The organism is Ferrimonas balearica (genome assembly GCF_019802085.1).
GTDB classification, from domain to species: domain Bacteria; phylum Pseudomonadota; class Gammaproteobacteria; order Enterobacterales; family Shewanellaceae; genus Ferrimonas; species Ferrimonas balearica_B.
The window spans coordinates 257,726-276,861 of the sequence record NZ_JAHVHV010000002.1 but is presented as its reverse complement, the minus strand read 5'-3'; the positions used below and the strand labels follow the sequence as shown (position 1 = coordinate 276,861).

Here is a 19,136-nt window from a genome sequence, read left to right as displayed (position 1 = left end):
CCCCTATCGTAGGCAGGTGTATGGCGAGGACTTCCGCCAACCGCACAGGGCATGGGAAACTGTGCCACCCATCACAGAGCCCGCACCCGAGATTGTGACCCGGGTGCTCAATGAAGAAGAGGACCGCTTCGTGAAGATCGCAGTGATCAAGGAGATCTACCCCGGGGAAACCCGAGTGGCACTGATCCCCGCCAACGTCAGCAAGCTGACTCAGGCCGGCCTGAGCATCGCCGTGGAGGCCGGTGCCGGGGAAGCCGCCGGTTTTGACGACGCGCGCTACGTGGAGGCCGGTGCCGTGATCGCCGACCGCGCCGAGACCCTGAAAGACGCCGCCGTGGTCCTGACCCACCATGGTCGCGGGGACGAACTCGACGCCCTGCTGCCGCACCTGACCCGGGGCCAGACCCTGGTGGCCATGATGGATCCCCTGTCCGGGCCCCAGGTGGCCCAGAAGCTGGCGGACGCCGGCATCAACGGCGTGGCGCTGGAGCTGGTGCCCCGCATCACCCGGGCCCAGGCGATGGACGTACTGTCCAGTAACGCCACCATTGCCGGCTACAAGGCCGCCCTGCTGGGCGCCACCCACTCCCACCAGCTGTTCCCGATGATGATGACCGCCGCCGGCACTTTGAAGCCCGCTCGCGTCTTTATCATGGGGGTGGGCGTGGCGGGCCTGCAGGCCTGTGCCACCGCCAAGCGCCTGGGCGCCGTGGTGGAAGCCTACGACATCCGCCCGGCAGCCCGGGAGCAGATCCTCTCCGTCGGCGCCCGTCCGGTGGAGCTGAACATCGAAGCGGAAGACACCGAGACCTCCGGCGGCTACGCCAAGGAGCAGTCCGCCGAGTTCATCGCCAAGCAGCAGCAGGCGATGGCCGACGTGCTGGCCCAGCAGGATGTGGTGATCACCACCGCCGCCATCCCCGGCCGCAAAGCCCCGGTGCTGATCACCGAGGCCCAGCTGATGCAGATGAAACCCGGTGCGGTGATCATCGATCTCGCCGCAGAAACCGGCGGCAACTGCGAACTGACCGAAGCGGGCGAAGTGGTGGTGCACCACGGTGTCACCATCCTCGGTCCCAAGAACTTCGCCGCCACCGTGCCCAACCACGCCAGCCAGATGTTCGGCACCAACCTGACCAACCTGCTGATGCTGATGGCCAAGGACGGTGAGCTGAACTGGGACTTCGAGGATGAGATCATCCGCGACGTCACCATCGCCAAAGAGGGCGAAGTGGTCAGTGCCCGCCTGCGGGATCTGCTGGGCCTGCCCGCCATCGAACCCGCCGAGCCGGCCGCCCCGGCCGAGGCCACCGATTCACAGAAGGAAGCCAACTGATGGAACTGATGCTGCTGATCACCATTTTCGTGGTGGCCCTGTTTTTGGGGGTGGAGCTGATCACCAAGGTCCCGCCGACCCTGCACACCCCGCTGATGTCCGCCTCCAACGCCATCTCCGGCATCACCCTGGTGGGGGCCCTGCTGGCCGCCGGCTCCGACTCCGGTCCGCTGGTCAACATCCTGGGCTTTGTGGCCGTGACCCTGGCCACCATCAACGTGGTGGGTGGCTACATGGTCACCAACCGCATGCTGGCGATGTTCAAGAGGAAGTAAGGACCGATGAGCGACATGTTGATTTATTCCAGTTACCTGGTGGCCGCGGTACTGTTCATCCTCGGCATCAAGAACCTGACCAAGCCCCGCACCGCGGTGCTGGGCAACCGCCTCTCCAGCATCGGTATGCTGATCGCCGTGGTGATCACCCTGCTGGACCGTAACATCGTCAGCTACGAGTGGATCATCGCCGGCATGGTGGCCGGGGGTGCCATCGGCGCCATCATGGCCCGCACCGTGCAGATGACCTCCATGCCCGAGATGGTGGCGATGCTCAACGGCTTCGGCGGCGGCGCTTCGCTGTTCGTGGCCCTGGCCAACGCCTGGGACCCGGCGGCGGCCACCTCCCTGGTGGCGCTGATCTCCATCGGCATCACGGTGCTGATCGGCTCGGTGACCCTGTCCGGCTCCTTCGTGGCCTTCGGCAAACTCAGTGAGAAGATCTCCGGCAACCCCATCAAGGTGCCCGGCAATACCCTGCTCAACGGCGCCCTGCTGCTGGCAGGTCTGGGCCTGGTGGCCATGACCGTGCTGGAGCCCACCAACCACCTGTGGATCTACGCCCTGGTGACCGTGGCCATCCTGCTGGGTCTGGTGCTGGTGCTGCCCATCGGTGGCGCCGACATGCCGGTGGTGATCGCCCTGCTGAACTCCTACTCCGGGATCGCGGCGGCCACCGCCGGTTTCATCAGCGGCAACACCGTGCTGATCATCTCCGGCTCCCTGGTGGGCGCCTCCGGCCTCATCCTCACCCGCATCATGTGTAAGGCGATGAACCGCTCCCTGACCAACGTGCTGTTCGGGGTGATGGCGGAAGGCGGCGAGACCGTCGACGCCGACGAGATCTACGCCGGCAAGGTGAAGTCCTCCTCCCCGGACGAAGTGGGCATGCTGCTGGAGACCGCCGAGCGGGTGGTGATCGTGCCCGGTTACGGCCTGGCCATGGCCCAGGCCCAGCACGCGGTGCGGGAGCTGGCCGACGTGCTCCAGGAGCGCGGCACCGACGTCAAGTACGCCATCCACCCGGTGGCCGGCCGGATGCCGGGGCACATGAACGTGCTGCTGGCGGAAGCGGAAGTGCCCTACGAGCAGCTGGTGGAGATGGACGAGATCAACCCTCAGTTCGAGCAGACCGACGTGGCCATCGTCATCGGCGCCAACGACGTGACCAACCCCATGGCCCGGGAAGACAAAGGCAGCCCCATCTACGGCATGCCCATTCTGAACGTCGACAAGGCCAAGACCGTGGTGGTGGTCAAACGCTCCCTGAGCCCCGGCTTTGCCGGCCTGCCCAACCCCCTGTTTGCCATGGACAACAGCCTGATGCTGTTCGGCGACGGCAAGAAGGCGATCGTCGAGCTGACCGGTTCCCTCAAAGAAGCCGGCTGATCGCGCTTATCCTTTGACTCAAAACGGCCCCAATCGGGGCCGTTTTTTTGCGCCGTCCCACCGGGGGGCAACTATCCTGTGCCCTACCCCATCCCGGCCCGAGGGCCCTGCCATGCGCCCCCTGTCTCGACTGTTGGTTTTGCCCCTGTTGTTGTTGGTTCCCGAACTGCACGCCGCCTGCACCGAACCGCTGTGGGACAGCGCCACCGAGTACCAGCGCCGGGACCGGGTGACCCACCAGGGCCACCACTGGCAGGCCAAGCGCACCAGCCTGGGGGTCACCCCCGGCACCCACAAACCCACCTGGGCGGATCAGGGCCAGTGCGAAGACCCCGGCACCGAGCCGCCACTGGAGCGCACACCGATGCAGATCTTCGGCGTCTGGCACGCCGGTAACCACTACGCCGACTGGAGCCTGGTGCGGGACATGGACGAGTTTGATCAGACCAACCGCTGGATCATCGACCGCGGCGACGGCCGCCCCTCGGTCAACCTGGTGGTGCTCAGCTTCCTGCAGCCGCTGGAGGTGCTGGCCATGGACAGCGCCGATCCGGCCAGCGGGGTGCCGGTGGGGATGACCCAGGCGGTGGTGGACTACTTCAAGGATCGGCAGATCCGGGTGATGATGTCCATCGGCGGCATCACCTACGTGGACTTCTGGGACCAGGCCCTGGCCCAGGACGCCACCCAGCTGGGGCTCAACGCCGCGGCCATCGCCGCCTTCTTCGGCGTCGGCATGGAGATCGACTACGAGAACGCCAGCGACCCCAACCTGACCGGTCTGCAGGCCTTTATCGACGCCTACCGCAGCGTGCACCCCTACGACCCCTCCGGCGCCAACCCCGCAGCGCGGCTGACCATCGATCTGGCCGCCGGCGGCCGCTACCTGCAGGATCTCAATCGCCACGCCACCACGCACTGGCTGGACAACGCCAACCCGGTGCTGGATTACGCCAACGCCATGGTGCACCGGGCCTCCGGCACCCCCAGCCACTGGCAGGAGCACGTGGATGGCATGCCCACCTATGATCCCAAGATCCCCCCCAAGGCCCCCAACCGGTTCACCGGCGGGCTCTTCCTCAAGGGCAACATGGACAACTGCACCGACTTCGACGGCTCGGAGCAGAAAGCCCACGAGGCCTATGTCCACACCGTGGCCCCCAACGGGGCCGGCACCACGCCGGGGATGCTGGGCTACATGTTCTGGGCCACCGGGGTGCCCTCAGCGCGCAAGAACTACGTGCCCACCTACCCGCCCAACAGCTGCGAAGGGGGGATGGGGGTGGCGGCCACCGTGTTCGAGGTGCCCATCCCTATGGAGCCCCTGCGCCAGCAGTAGGGCTCAGATGTCGTGGGTCTCGGCCCAGGTTTTCAGCTGCTCCAGGATCGCCAGGCTGGAGCGGCCAAAGTCGGTGATCCGGTAGGCCACCGCCACCGGCCGGTCGCTGAGCACCTCGCGCAGGATCAGGCCCTGCTCCTCCATCTCCTTAAGCCGCTGGTTGACCATCTTCTTGCTGGCCCCGCCCAGCATCCGCGCCAGGTCATTAAAGCGCACCGGCTCGTCCTTCAGATGCCAGAGGATGGAGCCTTTCCACTTGCCGCCGATGATCCGCATCCCCCGCTCGATGGGGCAGGGTTCCAGGCAGGGGGCGATGGCCCGTTTCTGGCCCTGGGCGTTGGTTTCCACCCGGGCTAAAGGGTCGGTCATAGTGAGATCTCCTCCCGGTGGGGCGCCGCCATCGGCGCCCTCGAACCAAGGTTACAAAAAGTACACTGGTTGACGTTGGTAACCACAGGGTACCAGAATGGGCGCCATCGGGCCACGGCCCCCTTTATGCCAACAGGAGCCACGACAATGAACGTGCTGATCATCAACACCCATCAACCCTACCCCTTCTCCGAAGGCAAGCTCAGCGGCGCCATGGTGGACCTGGCCGCGGAGCTGGCCCGGGGTAAAGGCCACGCGGTGCAGACCACCACCATGACCGAGTCCTATGACATTGAGACCGAGATTGAGAAGCACCTCTGGGCGGATCTGGTGATCCTGCAGATCCCGGTGAACTGGATGGGGGTTCCCTGGTCGTTCAAGAAATACATGGATGAGGTCTACACCGCCGGCATGATGGGCCAGCTGTGCGCCGGGGACGGCCGCAGCCGGGAGGACGCCCGTGCCCAGTACGGCAGCGGCGGCCAGCTTGATGGCACCCGCTACCTGATGTCCCTGACCTTCAACGCCCCCGCGGCGGCCTTCGACGATCCGGACCAGTTCCTGTTCGAGGGCAAGGGGGTGGACGATCTCATGTTCCCCATGCACATGAACTTCCGCTTTTTCGGCATGGCGGGCCTGCCCACCTTTGCTAGTTTTGATGTGATGAAAAACCCGGACACCGAGCGGGACCTCATCCGTTTCCAACAGCACCTGACCCCCTACCTCTAAGGAGCCCCTGATGGACCAGAACAAACTTGCCGCCGGCGACCGCTTCCCGGAGCTGCACGTCACCACTTTCGAGGGCGACAGCGTCCGCCTGGGCCAGCCGCGCCCCGGCACCGGCACCAACTGGCAGATGGTGGTGGTGTACCGTGGCCGTCACTGCCCCCTGTGCACCAAGTACCTCAACCAGCTGGAGGGCTTTCGCGAAGAGCTGCTGGCGATCGGTGTCGACATCCTGGCCGTGTCCGCCGACTCCCAGGCCCAGCTGGCGGACCACAAGACCCGGCTCGAGGTGGGCTTCCCCCTGGCCTACGGCCTGACCCAGGCCCAGATGGACGCCCTGGGGGTCTACGTCTCCCTGCCCCGCTCCGAGCAGGAGACCGACCACAACTTTGCCGAGCCCGGGCTGTTCGTGGTTAACGAGGAGGGCAACCTGCACGTGGTGGACCTGTCCAACAACCCCTTCGTCCGTCCCGAGCTTCAGGCCCTGGTCAACGGCCTGCGCTGGATCCGGGATCCGGACAACCACTACCCCATCCGCGGCACCCGTAAGGACGAACACTCCGAGCTGCAATACCGCTAAGTCTTCCCCACGCAACAGGGCGGCCCTCGGGCCGCCTTTTTTTGGTTTTCCCTCCCGCTCCTGCGCCCTCTTCCCCGCCCCAAGCACTGAATCCCAGCTGAACCCGCCCTCATCTTAGCCGGTCGGATCCCGCCGTTTTTTTGATCGCCCTCACGCCACAGCCAAATTAGAAGCAACACTGTGTTGCCTTATTAAATCACCATGTTGAATATATGACGCACAAATCAATCAACCCAAGACACCGCTCACGCCAAGGAGCCAACCGATGAAGACCTTGACCCGCGCCGCTCTGCTTCTGCTGTCCCTGACCGCAGGGACCGTCCACGCCAACACCTTTGGCCTGGTGGTGCAGCCCCAGGAGGGCCAGAGCGACCACGACATCAACGCCGCGATCCACCGGTGTGAGCAGTTGGCCGCCGGGGTCCAGGCTCCGGAGGTCGACGGCGTCCTGGAGGATGGGGTGAAGTCCGCCGCCCGAGCCGGTGCCGTGGGCGCCGCCGCCGGGGCCATCTCCGGCAACTCCGGCTCCTCCGCCGCCAAGACCGGTGCCGCCGTGGGGGCCTCCGTGGGCCTGCTGCGGGGCAGCGCCAACCGCCGTGGGGCGGAGAAACACCACGAGGCGGAACAGCGCCACGTCACCCGCCAATGTCTGATCAACGAGGGCTACACCGTCTTGAACTGACGGTCAGCCCAACCTCAAACCACCACTGAGCATTCACCATGACACACCTGAAACTGACCGCCCTGGCCACCCTGATGGCCACCGCCTCCGGCAGCGCCCTGGCCGCCACCAAAGCCGTCGGCGAGTTCAGCCTGAGCTCGAACCTCAACGACGACGCCGTGATCTACCTGGAGTCGGACCACCACTTCGATTACCTGGAGATGGGGGCCTATTGGCGTGCCCTGCAGGACAAGGACACCGCGCTGGATCTTCATGGCGCCTACATCGTCAACAGTCGCGACCGCGACCAGTATCAGTCCGGCGACGTTATCCGCGCCCAGGTGGGGGTCATCCAGCAGATCTACGACTCCCACTGGGGCGTGGCCTTCCAGTACCGCCACGATTGGCAGGTGACCCATGGCGCCGAGCGCGAGCTGCCCCTGCGGCCCACCCCGCTGGATGGCCACACCGGCCATCTGCCCAGCTACCCTGCCCAGGGCGAGGTACTCACCACCGACGAGCGCTCCTCGCTGGGCTCCCTGCGCTTCGGTCTGGGCTACGACAATGGCAGCGCCTACGTCTCCCTAGTGCACTCGGAGTTTTACGAGATGAACAGCGACTACAAGTACGCCGTGGGGTACGAACTGGAGCGGGAAACCGAACTGGAGGTCGGCCTGCGTAACTTCGGTGACAGCAGCTTCACCCCCTACTTCCGCCTGACCTCCACCCAGTACGATGGCCGCCCCACGGATGACGCCTTCGTGGTGGGCCTCAACCTGCACTTCTGACCCCAGGGGGCGCCAGGCGCGCCCCCACCCACTGACACATCGGAGGCCCTTGCCATGGCACCACTGCAAGCGTGGATCACCACCCTGCCCCACCATGATCAGCTGCTGGCCAGCATCCTCAGTGCCACGGCACTGGCGGTCGCCCTGGTGGCGCTGCTGGACTGGCTCAGCTGGCGCCATGGCGCAGCTCAATCCGGAGCGTATCCATCATGAAACACGAAAAAACCCGATCCCTCGCCTGGGCCAAGATCCGGCCGGTGCTGTTCACTGTGGTGCTGGTCAAGGGGGTTATCCTGGGGCTGGCCCTGCTGACCGGCTGCGCCACCACCAGTGCCCACACCCTGAGTAACAACGCGCTGTGCGAGCACTACACCCAGGCCGCCAGCAAGGGAGACATTGGCGATGCCATGACCTACCTGGAGGAGATGGCCAAGCGCCACCACAACGGCCAGATGGCGCGGCAAGAGTGCGAGGGGGAACCCCAGGGATGATGAACCAGATGATGGCCCTGGCCGAACTGCACAACCTGGATCTGAAATTCGCCGACGCCGGGCGGGGTGCGCCTCGCTGCCACTACCTGCTCAGCCGACCCGAGGGCCGGCAACTGGCCAGCTTCTGGTGCACGCCCGGCCGGGGCTGGCGGATCCGTCCGTTCAACGGCGAAGCGCAGCCGCTGACTCCGGCCCTGGCCAGCGCCTTGCTCCCCCGTTGGTTGGAGACTCAGCCATGACCACCATGACACCCCAGCAGGCGCGGATGCGTGCGGCCATCGAAGCGTTGGAGCGAGCCCTTGCCCACCTCATCGCCGGGCAGGCCCTCTCCGGCCCGCCAAGCGCCGAACGGCTGCGCGCCGCCCATGCCCTGACCCGTCACTCACAACAGTGCCTGGACGAATGGTTGTCGGCCCAGGGCCAACGCCGCTAACAGCGCAAACTTCGTCATCCTTTTTCAGTGGGCTGTCTGATGGCAGGGAGGGCCCACTGCTGTGGGGAGCGGGCCGAACCCTCACCTAGAGCGGGTTCGGGTTCCACCCCAACGCCAGCGGGTTACCGGGTCCCCGCCAATAACCCGGCAGAACCACAAGCAAAAGCCAGCGCCGCCCCTGGGGTTCACCGGGCGGCACCCTTTCCGCTGCATCGCCATTTTCGCGCTTCGCTTGCCCAGCCCCTCCACACGGGCAACAGGACGTTGTAAAATCGCCACAGAAGCACCGAGAAGGAACCGTCATGGCACTACCCACGCAACCCACCGAAGCCAGCCTGATCCTGGACAAGGCGATGGCCGAAACCGGGCTCTCCGTGGCCCAGGTCGCCGCCCTGTTCAATGTCCACCCGGAGAGCATTCGCCGCTGGCGCCGGGGCAATGTCCAGGCCGATGGCCCGGCCCTGGCGATGCTGCGGGCGATGCTGATCGCCAAGCTCGACGTGCGCGCGATGATCGCCCTGGGAGACTACAACCAGACTCTGGGCAAGGAGAGCGAACGCCCTCCGGAGGAGGCCCTGGAATCGCTCCTGACCCTGCGGAAACAGCTGCGCGACTGACTCTCCAGGCCCCACTCCGGTGGGGCTTGCTCGTATATCGAGGCTTAACCTCCATCAAATCACCATCAATCACCGCACCATTATCCAAAAAAGCGGGAAACTGAATCTCGATGCGCGGGGTGTTTCCCCAGCGAGTAAGCTCCTAACATGGCCACCACTGAATCGACCCTGTCCCGGAGCCCGTGATGCAACAGACCACCCGACTGATCCCCCTGGCCCTTGCCCTGTTGGCCGCGCCGATGCTGGCCGCGCCGCTGCTGGCCGCCGATGAGCCCCGCTCCGAGGTGGTGGCCGCCGACGACATTCAGTGGGGCTACCTCAACCCCCTGCGGGGCAAGCTGAGCCCCGGGGCCGCGGATCTGTGGGGGGATCGCACCACCGACAGTGCCACCGGGATGCTGGTGCGCTTCAACAAGGGCTTCGCCTCGCCGCCGCACATCCACAACATCACCTACCGCGGGGTGGTGATCGAGGGGCTGATGCACAACGACGATCCGGACGCCCGGCGGATGTGGATGCCCAAAGGCTCCTTCTGGACCCAGCCCGCTGGTGAGGACCACATCACCGCCGCCAACGCCGAGCACAACCTCATCTACCTGGAGATCGACAGCGGTCCCTACCTGGTTCAGCCCTCCAGCGAGCAGTTCGACAACGGCGAGCGCCCCCTGAACCTGCACGCCAACAATCTGGTGTGGGTGGACCAAGCCCAGCGGCCCGAACTGGACGCCGAGGGCACTGCACTGGCCGAACTCTGGGGCGATCCCAGCCCCGGCGCCATGGGCGGCACCCTAATTCGCCTGCCCGCCGGCTTCCAGGGCCGCCTGGTGGCCGACGCCGAGGAGTTTCGCGCCGTGGTGATCCAGGGCTCCCTGAGCTACCGCTCCGCCGAGCGGGACGGGGCCAGCGCCCTGGGCGCCGGCAGCTACTTCGGCTCCCGCGGTGCCTTTGAACACCAGTTGGCGTCCGAGCAAGGCGGGCTTATCTACCTGCGCACTGACGGCACCTACCGGCTGTCATCGAACTGAGGCGGCGCCGGATCCCGGCTGCCAACGCAGCCGGGGTTTGGCCTCAATAAAGGTCAATCACGAACAGGCAGTCGAAGCCGATGGGGTCCCCGGGGCCGCCGCCGAACATCGACATGTCCACCATGCCGGACAGGCGCACGGTGCCGCTGGCCCCGGCAAAGCGCCCGGTTCCCATCAGCACGCCGTTGCCGGTGCCGGACGCGCCGGTAACGTGGGTAACCAGTTGGCCTGAAGGGGTCATGGTGGGGTGCAGCACCGGCTGCACGCTGGTATTGCCCCGGGTGACCAGCATCCCCTGAGGCAAATGGAAGTAGGTGGTGCCCACCAGGGCCACCCCGGTTCCTGTGGGGGTTACATTGGACAGGCAATCGGTGGCCGTGCCAATCAGTTGCCGGTTTTTGCCATTGATCAGTTCAATGTCGAAGCAGATCGCCGGGTCGTCCACCCCGTCGCCATCGATATCCGGCACCGTACTTTCGTACATGCCACCGGCGCCGACCAGGTTGAGCACGAAGTGTTTGCCGCCGCCAGATTTGGCCGCTTGAAGGGGCGCCGCGCCAAGGAGCAAAGTGGTTGAAACAACGAGCAAAGCAGACAGTCTCATAACAACCTCTTTAGCTTCGCCTTTCGGCCCAAACTGGCCGTGCGAAGTAAAGGTTGATACTAGTGCATTACCGCCGCTATCGCCTCGAACGGATAGAGACACAAATCAATACAAATCAATACCTTACACTTTTAGCGTGGGGTTGAGAAAACGGCCTTTTACTTTCAATGGGTTGCCCGGTGCTCCGCACCGATGTTCTGCCCGATTATTGGTAACAACCTATGGCCTGGGTTGTGCCACCACGCCCGAATTGAGCGCCGTTCAGCTCGCTGAACCTTACCCCCGCGCCGGCCCCCGGTGTATACTGTGCCCCCGCGCCGTGCCCGGCGCGTCCTGACGGCCATCCCCGATGGCCTCATCGCGGCCCCGGCCGCCCTTTTCCCATTCAGGACCGACAGCAAGATGGCCCAAGGCAAAAAGTACGAACTGCGCGTTGTCGACAACGGCGGTGAGTGGACAGCCGAGATTGTCCGCAAGATCTCCAACCGCAAGAGCAAGGTGACCCAGCACCAGGCGGGGTTTGGCTCCGAAGCCGAAGCGCGCCAGTGGGGCGAGCAGACCCTGGCAAGCTTCCAGCAGCAGCAGGCCCAGCGCAACGAGCGCAAAGCGGTGCAACGCACCGAGCGCGAAGCCCAGGCCCTGCGCCAGGCGGCCAAGAAGCAGGCCGAGCGTGAGGCTAAGGCCCAGGACGAAGACGACGAGTTCGACCAGTAACACCGCGGCGCCCCAGGGCGCCGTTTCTTTTGCCCCTCGACCCACCACCGGCCCGCCTCAAAACCAGCAAAGCCTGTTCATCCCCGCCCGCCCGCTTTTTGACCGGGGCGACACTTTGCCAAACCCGGGATTTACCTGGCGGCAACAATGCACTCCAATGGTCGGCACCGGTCCCGTTTTGGAGCGCAGATGATCACCACCCTGTTACTGCTGGGCAGCCTTGGGCTGAGCGATGCCCCGGCGCCGGATCTGGCGGCGGTGGAGTGGCGCTGCCAGCGGATGGCCCGGCGTGCCTGGAGCCAGTGCGTCAAGCTGGGCGAGGAATCGGATCCCCAGTGCCGCCAGCGGGCGCAGATCGCCTACGACTACTGCCTGAAGAAGCTGACCGCCAAGGTCCCCCACCCGCCTCTCCAGGCCCACCGGGACTGACCGCCGCGATCATCATTGCCTCGCCCCCCTGAGCGGGCATAATGGCCGGACCCACCCCCAAACAGGTTCACACCCCATGAAAACCCTAGGCTTGCTCGGCGGCATGAGCTGGGAGTCCACCGTCAGTTACTACCAGGCCCTCAACCGGGGGGTGCAAGCCCGCCTCGGGGGCCTGCACTCCGCCAAGGTGATCCTCCACTCGGTGGATTTTGCCGAGATTGAACGCCTGCAACATCAGGGTGAGTGGGTCGCCACCGGCGCACTACTGGCTCAGGCGGCCCAGGGGCTGGAGAAAGCCGGGGCCGAGGGGCTGATGATCGGCACCAACACCATGCACAAGGTGGCACCGCAGATCGAAGCGGCGGTGGGGATCCCCCTGCTGCACATCGCCGACGCCACCGGGCGCAAGCTTCAGGCCGAGGGGATCGACACCGTGGCCCTGCTGGGCACCCAATTCACCATGGAGCAGGGGTTCTACCGGGAGCGGCTGACCCAGCACTTCGGCATCGAGGTGCGGATCCCCGACGCCGAGGCCCGGGCGCGGATCCACCGGGTGATCTACGACGAGCTGTGCCAGGGCCAGGTGAAGGAGGCCTCCCGAACGGATTTTGTCGCCATCATCGAAGCCCTCCACCGGGACGGGGCCCAGGGCGCCATCCTCGGCTGCACCGAGATCGCCCTGCTGGTGGGCCCTCGGCACACCCATGTGCCCCTGTTCGACACCACGGCACTGCACGCGGCGGCGGCGGTGGACTGGGCTTTGACCCCCTAAATGCGTTAGACCTTGGTCGATCCGCAGGCAAAAAGTCGCATTTGAGACAATACTGGAAGCAGTGCCGCATGAGAGTGCGGCGGTTCTCCCCCCCAGTTTTAAGGGACTCGCCGTTTGAGGCGACAGCGACATCATCCAACGTGACTTCACGGCGCCCTCGGGTGCCGTTTTTTTTGCCCTCAGGCGGTGTCGAGAAAGCGCCGGCGCAGTTCGGCGCTGGGCAGCTGGCACTGTTCGGAGCGCCCGAACCAGCGGTAGCGGCGACGGCCGATAAAGTCGTAGACGGCGTCGCGCAGGGGGCGCGGCACCAGCAGGAAACAGGCCATCAGCGGCCACAGCCCCGACAACTGCCGGGCGATGCGCAGCGCGGCCGCGGATTTCTGGTAGGCCCGACCGTTCTGGATCAGCACCACGGTGTCGCCGTTGCGCGGCAGGGGGTGGGCCGCCAGCAGGGTCTCGGCGGTGGCCGATTGCAGGGGGGCAAAACGAAAATACCCCTTGGGATCCCGCGCCCAGACAAAGCGCACCGTGGCGTTGCAGAAGTTGCACACCCCATCGAACAGGATAATGCCGTTATCGGGCCGCATGACGCTCTCTCTCCAGCGGAGTGGTCAGGGGCAAAATCCAATCCACGTGGGCCAGGGTGCGCGGCTCGGCCGCCAGATCCACCTTGGGATCAATCAGGGTCTGGTAGGGGCGCCCGTTCAGGGTGCAGCGCACCCGGGCCGAGACTTCAGGCCGGGGTTGGCCGCGGGCCTGCGCCTGGTCCGCCAGGTGGTGGGCAAACTGCAAAATCATGTCCGGTCGACAGGTCATCTTACTCAATTGCCGCGGGGTCAATATCGCCAGGGGATCCGCTCGCCACACCCGGCCGGAGTCCGGATCCCGCAGCACAAAGTCTATGGTGCCGCTTTTGGCCCTCAGTTTCATCCGCCAGGCAAAGCGGTGGCCCTCCTCCGTCCAGCTGGGATCGCCGGGATAGAGGTAGTGACGCAGGGGAAAGAGGATCTGCACTGCGAACCAGGCCGCCAGGACGCCCACCCAAAGCGGGTGTATCGGGGTTGTCGGGCGCGGGGATGACGACGGCGCCAACACTGGGGCTTGCCCCCGCCAGCGCTGCCACAGACGCAGCGGCCAGTCCGGCTCGAAGAACAGCGTGGTGCCCGCCAGGGTCAGCCAGGGGAAGATCCCGATGCTGAACTGCAGATGGTTGAGCAGATGGAAGCCGGCGTAGGTCCAGAACACCCAAACCCGGGTGCGCTTGAACAGCAGCAGCGGCGCTCCCAACAGGTGCAGGGCGATGGTGCCGTAGGCCGCCACCGCCGCCACCCAGGGCTCGGCGATCCAGGGGCCGTACTGATCCACCTGGGTGGCGAACCAGCCACTCATGGGCTGCAGCGCCAGCCAGTCGCTGTTGATCTTCACCAGTCCCGCGTAGAGGTACATCACCTCCATCTGCAGCAGGAAGATGAGCCGGGTCCAGGCGGGCACCTGGGCGCGGGCCAGCTCGGGCCGGCGACGGGCGTCCACCGACCAGGCGCCGTGGGCCGGCACCACGCACAGCAGCACGTTGAGCAGGATGACGAAGTAGAAGTGGTTGAGGTAGTAGGTCTGATCCAACAGGAACACGTAGCTGAACAGCACCAGGAACAGGGTAACGCTCAGTCGATACCAGGCCCCCAGGGCGATCCCCAACGCCGCCAGCCTCATCAGGGCCAGGTGCCAATAGAGACCGTCGCCGGGCCAGAGAGTCACCCATTCGAAACCGAAGTATTTGAAGTGAAAGGGGGGGTCTATGTAGTACCGGCTGACCCACCCGAAATAGAAAAACCTCCCGGTCTCCACCAGCATGGTGAGGCCGAAGGCGATGCGAAAAAAGGCCAGTGCCGCGATGGACACCGGCTGGGACAGCCGTTCTGTCAGTGTGGTCATCATAAGATCCCCGCGCCTGGATCCCTGACCTTAACGGCGCCGGGTGCCGACAGGATCACCCACTGGGGGCCTCGGGGTGGATCGCCACGGCAAACTCACCGTGAAACTCCCCCAGGTAGGCCAGCAGCGAGCGGATGAACAGCAGCACGCCGGTCAGCTCCAGGGTCTCCTCGAACTGGCTCATGGCCCAATAGATCTCGTCGGTTTGCTTGTCGTGGGCCTCGAAATACCAGCCCCCCAGGCTCTCCATCCCCAGCACGCCGGACAGGTATACCGCCCCGGCCAGGAGAAAGCCCCGCCGGTAGACCGGCGGCAACTGGCGTATGAACCGGAACAGCACCAGGCCCACCACCAGCACCAGCAGCGCCCCGGGCAGCACCCAGGCGAAGCGCAGCGGGCCCAGCTCTCCGCCGCCAAGCAGGGTGCGCATCGGGCTGGAGAGGCGTTCATGGAAGGACATCACCTCGTCCACCGCCATCAGGGCAAAGCCCAGTGACAGCAGGGTCCAGTGGGGGGTGTAGGGATCGGCCTTGGCCGCGCTCAGTCGGGCGATGAGCGCCAGCAGCAGTGCCGAAAGCATCAAGATGACAAAGGCGAAGGCGGTGGGCAGGTTGTCCTCGGCGCTCAAGTTCAAAAAGCGCGCCAGTGCCCGCAGGTAGCGGTGGCTCTGCTCGCCGATCAGCCAGTGGCTCAACAGGCTCAGGGCGATCAGGCCCACGGCCAACAACACCAGGGTTCGATACAGGGGCCGGGAGGCCAGGTGGATGCGCGGGAGCGTCATCGGGCTCCCTCCAATAATCGATTCAATATCTGAACCTTAGACCAGAACCCCCGCTTGGTGCAGGGCCCGGCGGGTTTTGCACCGCCCCGTCGGACGCAGTATGCTCGCGGTTTGCCTTTCAACCCCGACGCGCGATGAACGAACTCTCCCTGCTGCTCTCCCTGGCAGCCATCCACCTGGTGGCCCTGGCCAGCCCCGGCCCGGACTTCGCCCTGGTGGTGCAAAACGCCAGTCGGCACGGCCGGCGCATCGGCCTGGCCATCGCCCTGGGGATCTCCCTGGCGATCCTGCTCCACTCGGTGTTTGCCCTGACCGGCGTCACCCTGTTGATCCAGCAGCACCCGCTGCTGCCCACCCTGCTGCGTCTGGCCGGGGGCAGCTACCTGCTCTATCTGGGGGTGGGGGCGCTGCGCTCGGTGCATCGTCAGTGGCAGGCCGGGGGCGCTTCGGCCCCCGCCCAGGCGGCGGAGCTGACCTCGGTAGGGGCGGCCCTGGCCAAGGGGTTCACCACCAACCTGCTTAACCCCAAGGCGCTGGTGTTCTTCCTCAGCCTGCTCACCTCCTTGGTGCCGCCGGGGATGTCCACTGGCGGCAAACTGGCGGCGGTGGGGATCCTGTGGGGGTTGTCGCTGGCCTGGTTTGCGCTGCTGGCCTGGCTGCTCACCGGGCCGCGATTGCAGCGGCGCCTGCACCAACTGGCGCCGGTGATCGACGGGGTGTGTGGCGCCCTGTTCGTGCTGGTGGGGGGCGGCATCCTGCTGGCGACCCTGCTCTGAGGGGTCAGCCGAGCTTGCGGATCTCCTTGTCCAGATCGAAGCCGCTGTCGGTGACGATCGCTTCGAGGGTCTGCACCCGCTCCTTAAGCTGAGCGTTGCTGGCTTTCACTTCCGCCAGCTCCGCCTGGATCGCCTTGAGCTCTTCGCTGTTGGCCTGCTTCAGTCGGCTCTTGTGCTTGGTCTTGTAGGCGTCCAGCAAAAAGGCGCCGCCGAAAAAGATGGCCAGAAAGGTCCAAAGGGTCATGGGATGCTCCTTAGCCCAGCTTGCGGATCCGCTGGTCCAGTTCGTAACCGGGATCGGTGACGATCGCCTCAAGGGTGGCCAGGCGCTCCTTGATGGCGGCGTTCTCCGCCTCCAACTGCTTGAGCCGCTCGCGGGCCTCGAAATCTTCGCTCTCGGCACGACGGCCGTTGAGGTCCCCCTCCATCCCCAGGGCGCGGGCCCATTGACGGAAACGACCCGGATCCCGCCAGGCCATCACCATCAGCACCGCCAGGGCCACCAGAATAAATACCACCACCAGCTCTTTCATTGTCCTTTCTCCTCACTGACCGGGCGACTCAGCCCAGCTTGCGGATCTCTTGGTCCAAGTCGAATCCCCGATCGGTCACGATCGCCTCCAGCGTGGCCACCCGCTTGGCCAGCAGCTCGTTCTGCTGCTTCAACTCGGCCATCGCGTCGTCCATCTGCTGCTTCTGTTTTCGGCCCATGCCTTTGCTGTGATGACGGCTCATCTCCATCACACAGCCCATCACTATGGCCACGATCACCACCACCATGGTTGTTGCGGACATGCTTACTCCTTGCCTTGGATTCAGGGGATCATTGAAACATCGTTCCGGCACGCCGCCCTGTCAAGGCCTGCGGTGCCCATCGCCCCTCTGTCGGGAAGGGCGAAGTCAGGCCCCGCAAGCGGGGCCGTCTGTCGTCGTCATCGGTCGCGGAACCCGCCACCGTGTCCGGGCGGTCAAACTCGGACTTTTGTTAACAAACACGAAACGTGCCAGATTTTAAATCCGTTTTAAATCATTATCTTATGAATTGACGACTTGGCCAGGTTGGCCAAATGCCCCGCCCGTTGGTCAGTTTGCTCACCGCCGTGGGCCGCCGATCAACGGAACCAGGTGCAGACGGTGTCGTGCTCGGGCAGCTGGTGGCGGGCCAGGTAGGGGGGCAGGTCCACCGCCAGCCACTCCAAGGTGGGTTGCAGCAGGGCGGCCCAGCGGTCCCGGTGATCCGCGGCCAGGTAGGGCTGGTCGATGCTGGGCCGGGTGAGGGCGAACTGGCGCTCACCCAGCAGCCGGTACTGGGCCAGGGGCGGCGCACTCTGCCAGCTCAGGGCCGCATCGATAAAGGGTTCCAGGGGGCGCCGGGACCACTCCCGCAGCTCCTCGGGACGACACAGCAGGGGCACCAGGATGGGGGTGGTCCAGTGGGTCCAGTCGGGCTTGGCCTGGATCAGGCCCAGGTTGCGCAGGTGGACCTGGGCCCACAGCTCGTCCAGGCTGCCCCCCTCTCGCAGTTGGTGCCAGAACAGGTAGAGATCCGCCAGCACCTCTTCGGGCCAATGTTCCGGCCAGTTGGGGCGATGCAGGCGGTCAAGCCAGGGGGAGTGGCGGGTGGCGACGTGGCCGATCTCGTGGTAGTAGGTGGAGCGGAAGTTACGCAGGGGCGGGCGTTCGATCAGCTGCTCATCCAGCAGCACCAGGTGGTTGCGCTTGAGGCTGGCCGGATCCAGCAGGATCAGCGCCTCGCGCTCGGTCAACAGGGTCACGCCGCCCTGCCCCGCCAGGGCCCGGCGAACCGATTGCTGGGGCTCCCCCGGCCAGAGTTCGGTGAGGATCCCCAGCCAACGGGGGGAGAGGCTGTCCAGGCACTGCTCCAACTGATCGACCCGGCACAGCTGGTGCTCGGGGGCGGCGGTGGCGGGAGAGAGCGTCGTCAGGCCGAGGGCCAACCCCAGCGCCCCCATCAGCCAGTCCCTACCGCGCCGGCGTGCCCCTTTGGGGGCCCGCCCGCGGGACATCCGTTCGCCCCACATGGTGAATCCTTCACTCAACTCTCAGGGGAAGCAGTGTATCACGGCCCCGGCCCCTTGGCTGTCCCGCCTCCCCGCCTTTGAGTTACACTATCGCCAACCTGAAAAGTCGATATTGGTCCAATGCATACCACCGCTGAGTTCAGCCGGGCCCTGCTGCACCCCAAGTACTGGGGGATGTGGCTGGGGGTCGGCGTGATGCGCCTGCTTATCCTGTTGCCCCTCGCCACCCAGTTTCGTCTCGGCGCCGCCCTGGGCCGCACCATGATGCGCCTGATGCCCAAACGGGTGCACGTCGCCCGTCGCAACCTGACCCACTGCCTGCCGGAGCTGTCGGAGCCGGAGCGCGAGGCGCTGATCCGCAAAAATTTCGAAGAGACCGGCATGGCCCTGTTTGACAGTGCCAACGCCTGGTGGTGGTCCGACGCCCGGGTGCAGCGCCATATGAGCGTCGCCGGCTGGGAGCACATCGAGCAGGCCCAGGTGGAGGGCACCGGGGTGTTGCTGATGGCCGCCCACTGCCTGATGCTGGAGCCCGGCGCCCGAGTGTTCGGTCAGCAGCGGCCGGGGATCGGCGTCTACCGCCCCCACAACAACAAGATGATGGAGTACCTGCAGGTCAAGGGCCGGTTGCGCTCCAACAAGGGCCTGATCCCCAAGCGGGAGGTGCGCCAGATGGTCAAGGCCCTGCGCGCCGGTGAGGTGCTCTGGTACACCCAGGACCAGGACGGCGGCCGCCGCGGCAGCGTCTTCGCCCCCTTCTTCGGCGTCGAGGCGGCCACCGCCGCCGGTGCCGCCACCCTGGCCAAGCTGGGGAAGGCCAAGGTCTACCCCTTCTTTGTCGAGCGCAAGGCGGATCACAGCGGCTACCACATCGAAGTGGGGGCCCCGTTGACCGATTTCCCCACCGGCGACGAACTGGCGGACACCACCCGCTGCAATCGGGTCACCGAGGAATTGGTGCGTCGCCGCCCGGAGCAGTACATGTGGCTGCACCGCCGCTTCAAGACGCGGCCCAACGCGGACGACCCCAAGTTCTACTGATGTCGACTGACCCTCG

28 protein-coding genes are annotated in these 19,136 nt (G+C 65.6%); 19 read left to right on the top strand and 9 right to left on the bottom strand.

The window, feature by feature from the left end; translation table 11 throughout:
* Positions 1-61: 61 nt before the first annotated feature.
* From KUV81_RS09575 to KUV81_RS09560, 4 genes are all read left to right on the top strand, one after another.
* Positions 62-1,336, top strand: coding sequence for a Re/Si-specific NAD(P)(+) transhydrogenase subunit alpha (locus tag KUV81_RS09575; RefSeq protein ID WP_315900065.1), 1,275 nt, complete (start codon positions 62-64; stop codon positions 1,334-1,336).
* Complete coding sequence (locus KUV81_RS09570; RefSeq protein WP_222543640.1) at positions 1,336-1,611, top strand: NAD(P) transhydrogenase subunit alpha; 276 nt, start codon at positions 1,336-1,338, stop codon at positions 1,609-1,611. The genes KUV81_RS09575 and KUV81_RS09570 overlap by 1 nt, the downstream gene beginning before the upstream one ends.
* A gap of 6 nt (positions 1,612-1,617) precedes the next feature.
* Positions 1,618-3,000 (top strand): NAD(P)(+) transhydrogenase (Re/Si-specific) subunit beta, encoded by a 1,383-nt coding sequence (locus tag KUV81_RS09565; RefSeq protein WP_222543639.1) that lies wholly within the window; start codon positions 1,618-1,620, stop codon positions 2,998-3,000.
* Between the two features lie 112 nt (positions 3,001-3,112).
* Entirely contained in the window at positions 3,113-4,339 is a 1,227-nt protein-coding gene (locus KUV81_RS09560; protein ID WP_222543638.1) for a hypothetical protein, read from the top strand.
* Positions 4,340-4,342: 3 nt separating this feature from the next.
* Here the strand turns inward: KUV81_RS09560 and KUV81_RS09555 are convergent, their stop codons facing one another.
* Positions 4,343-4,708 carry a winged helix-turn-helix transcriptional regulator gene (locus KUV81_RS09555; protein ID WP_222543637.1) on the bottom strand — a complete coding sequence of 122 codons (366 nt, stop codon included), beginning with the start codon at positions 4,706-4,708 and terminating at the stop codon, positions 4,343-4,345.
* A gap of 147 nt (positions 4,709-4,855) precedes the next feature.
* Between KUV81_RS09555 and KUV81_RS09550 the strand changes: the two genes are divergently transcribed.
* The 10 genes from KUV81_RS09550 (at position 4,856) to KUV81_RS09505 (ending at position 10,029) form a co-directional block, all read left to right on the top strand.
* Positions 4,856-5,437, top strand: a complete 582-nt coding sequence (locus KUV81_RS09550; RefSeq protein ID WP_222543636.1) for an NAD(P)H-dependent oxidoreductase — start codon at positions 4,856-4,858, stop codon at positions 5,435-5,437.
* A gap of 10 nt (positions 5,438-5,447) precedes the next feature.
* Positions 5,448-6,014, top strand: a complete 567-nt coding sequence (locus KUV81_RS09545; RefSeq protein ID WP_222543635.1) for a redoxin domain-containing protein — start codon at positions 5,448-5,450, stop codon at positions 6,012-6,014.
* Between the two features lie 265 nt (positions 6,015-6,279).
* The gene (locus KUV81_RS09540) at positions 6,280-6,696 is read left to right on the top strand and encodes a hypothetical protein (protein WP_222543634.1); all 417 of its coding nucleotides are present in this window, start codon (positions 6,280-6,282) and stop codon (positions 6,694-6,696) included.
* Positions 6,697-6,734: 38 nt separating this feature from the next.
* Positions 6,735-7,463, top strand: a complete 729-nt coding sequence (locus tag KUV81_RS09535; protein WP_222543633.1) for a hypothetical protein — start codon at positions 6,735-6,737, stop codon at positions 7,461-7,463.
* Between the two features lie 54 nt (positions 7,464-7,517).
* Positions 7,518-7,676 carry a hypothetical protein gene (locus KUV81_RS09530; RefSeq protein ID WP_222543632.1) on the top strand — a complete coding sequence of 53 codons (159 nt, stop codon included), beginning with the start codon at positions 7,518-7,520 and terminating at the stop codon, positions 7,674-7,676.
* The gene (locus tag KUV81_RS09525) at positions 7,673-7,954 is read left to right on the top strand and encodes a hypothetical protein (protein ID WP_222543631.1); all 282 of its coding nucleotides are present in this window, start codon (positions 7,673-7,675) and stop codon (positions 7,952-7,954) included. Before KUV81_RS09530 ends, KUV81_RS09525 begins: the two co-directional genes overlap by 4 nt.
* Positions 7,951-8,193, top strand: coding sequence for a hypothetical protein (locus KUV81_RS09520; RefSeq protein ID WP_222543630.1), 243 nt, complete (start codon positions 7,951-7,953; stop codon positions 8,191-8,193). The genes KUV81_RS09525 and KUV81_RS09520 overlap by 4 nt, the downstream gene beginning before the upstream one ends.
* Positions 8,190-8,387, top strand: coding sequence for a hypothetical protein (locus KUV81_RS09515; protein ID WP_222543629.1), 198 nt, complete (start codon positions 8,190-8,192; stop codon positions 8,385-8,387). The genes KUV81_RS09520 and KUV81_RS09515 overlap by 4 nt, the downstream gene beginning before the upstream one ends.
* A 302-nt stretch (positions 8,388-8,689) precedes the next feature.
* Complete coding sequence (locus KUV81_RS09510; RefSeq protein WP_222543628.1) at positions 8,690-9,004, top strand: helix-turn-helix domain-containing protein; 315 nt, start codon at positions 8,690-8,692, stop codon at positions 9,002-9,004.
* Positions 9,005-9,189: 185 nt separating this feature from the next.
* Positions 9,190-10,029 (top strand): DUF4437 domain-containing protein, encoded by an 840-nt coding sequence (locus KUV81_RS09505; RefSeq protein WP_222543627.1) that lies wholly within the window; start codon positions 9,190-9,192, stop codon positions 10,027-10,029.
* A 43-nt stretch (positions 10,030-10,072) separates the two neighbouring features.
* Here KUV81_RS09505 and KUV81_RS09500 read toward each other — a convergent pair whose 3' ends face one another.
* Positions 10,073-10,633 carry a hypothetical protein gene (locus KUV81_RS09500; RefSeq protein WP_222543626.1) on the bottom strand — a complete coding sequence of 187 codons (561 nt, stop codon included), beginning with the start codon at positions 10,631-10,633 and terminating at the stop codon, positions 10,073-10,075.
* A gap of 402 nt (positions 10,634-11,035) precedes the next feature.
* Here KUV81_RS09500 and KUV81_RS09495 point away from each other — a divergent pair, with 402 nt between their 5' ends.
* The 3 genes from KUV81_RS09495 (at position 11,036) to KUV81_RS09485 (ending at position 12,548) form a co-directional block, all read left to right on the top strand.
* The gene (locus KUV81_RS09495; RefSeq protein WP_222543625.1) at positions 11,036-11,347 is read left to right on the top strand and encodes a DUF3622 domain-containing protein; all 312 of its coding nucleotides are present in this window, start codon (positions 11,036-11,038) and stop codon (positions 11,345-11,347) included.
* A gap of 189 nt (positions 11,348-11,536) precedes the next feature.
* A complete protein-coding gene (locus tag KUV81_RS09490; protein WP_222543624.1) occupies positions 11,537-11,776 on the top strand; it encodes a hypothetical protein in 240 nt (79 codons plus the stop codon).
* 76 nt (positions 11,777-11,852) lie between these two features.
* Entirely contained in the window at positions 11,853-12,548 is a 696-nt protein-coding gene (locus KUV81_RS09485) for an aspartate/glutamate racemase family protein (protein WP_222543623.1), read from the top strand.
* Positions 12,549-12,727: 179 nt separating this feature from the next.
* On the opposite strand, the gene KUV81_RS09480 is transcribed toward KUV81_RS09485, so the two are convergent.
* The 3 genes from KUV81_RS09480 to KUV81_RS09470 are packed head-to-tail and all read right to left on the bottom strand — an operon-like array spanning position 12,728 to position 15,261.
* Positions 12,728-13,135 carry a thiol-disulfide oxidoreductase DCC family protein gene (locus KUV81_RS09480; RefSeq protein WP_222543622.1) on the bottom strand — a complete coding sequence of 136 codons (408 nt, stop codon included), beginning with the start codon at positions 13,133-13,135 and terminating at the stop codon, positions 12,728-12,730.
* Positions 13,122-14,480: an HTTM domain-containing protein gene (locus KUV81_RS09475; protein ID WP_222543621.1), complete on the bottom strand. Its 1,359-nt coding sequence runs from the start codon at positions 14,478-14,480 to the stop codon at positions 13,122-13,124. The genes KUV81_RS09480 and KUV81_RS09475 overlap by 14 nt, the downstream gene beginning before the upstream one ends.
* Before the next feature lie 55 nt (positions 14,481-14,535).
* Entirely contained in the window at positions 14,536-15,261 is a 726-nt protein-coding gene (locus KUV81_RS09470) for a hypothetical protein (protein ID WP_222543620.1), read from the bottom strand.
* A 134-nt stretch (positions 15,262-15,395) separates the two neighbouring features.
* On the opposite strand from KUV81_RS09470, the gene KUV81_RS09465 reads away from it, so the two are divergent.
* The gene (locus KUV81_RS09465; protein WP_222543619.1) at positions 15,396-16,037 is read left to right on the top strand and encodes a LysE family transporter; all 642 of its coding nucleotides are present in this window, start codon (positions 15,396-15,398) and stop codon (positions 16,035-16,037) included.
* 4 nt (positions 16,038-16,041) lie between these two features.
* Here the strand turns inward: KUV81_RS09465 and KUV81_RS09460 are convergent, their stop codons facing one another.
* From KUV81_RS09460 to KUV81_RS09445, 4 genes are all read right to left on the bottom strand, one after another.
* Positions 16,042-16,281: a hypothetical protein gene (locus tag KUV81_RS09460; protein ID WP_222543618.1), complete on the bottom strand. Its 240-nt coding sequence runs from the start codon at positions 16,279-16,281 to the stop codon at positions 16,042-16,044.
* Positions 16,282-16,291: 10 nt separating this feature from the next.
* Positions 16,292-16,570: a hypothetical protein gene (locus KUV81_RS09455; protein WP_222543617.1), complete on the bottom strand. Its 279-nt coding sequence runs from the start codon at positions 16,568-16,570 to the stop codon at positions 16,292-16,294.
* Positions 16,571-16,598: 28 nt separating this feature from the next.
* Positions 16,599-16,832, bottom strand: coding sequence for a hypothetical protein (locus KUV81_RS09450; protein WP_222543616.1), 234 nt, complete (start codon positions 16,830-16,832; stop codon positions 16,599-16,601).
* A 317-nt stretch (positions 16,833-17,149) separates the two neighbouring features.
* Positions 17,150-18,079, bottom strand: a complete 930-nt coding sequence (locus KUV81_RS09445; protein ID WP_222543615.1) for a hypothetical protein — start codon at positions 18,077-18,079, stop codon at positions 17,150-17,152.
* Positions 18,080-18,199: 120 nt separating this feature from the next.
* On the opposite strand from KUV81_RS09445, the gene lpxL reads away from it, so the two are divergent.
* Complete coding sequence (gene lpxL, locus KUV81_RS09440; protein WP_222543614.1) at positions 18,200-19,120, top strand: LpxL/LpxP family Kdo(2)-lipid IV(A) lauroyl/palmitoleoyl acyltransferase; 921 nt, start codon at positions 18,200-18,202, stop codon at positions 19,118-19,120.
* The last annotated feature ends 16 nt before the right edge of the window (positions 19,121-19,136 follow it).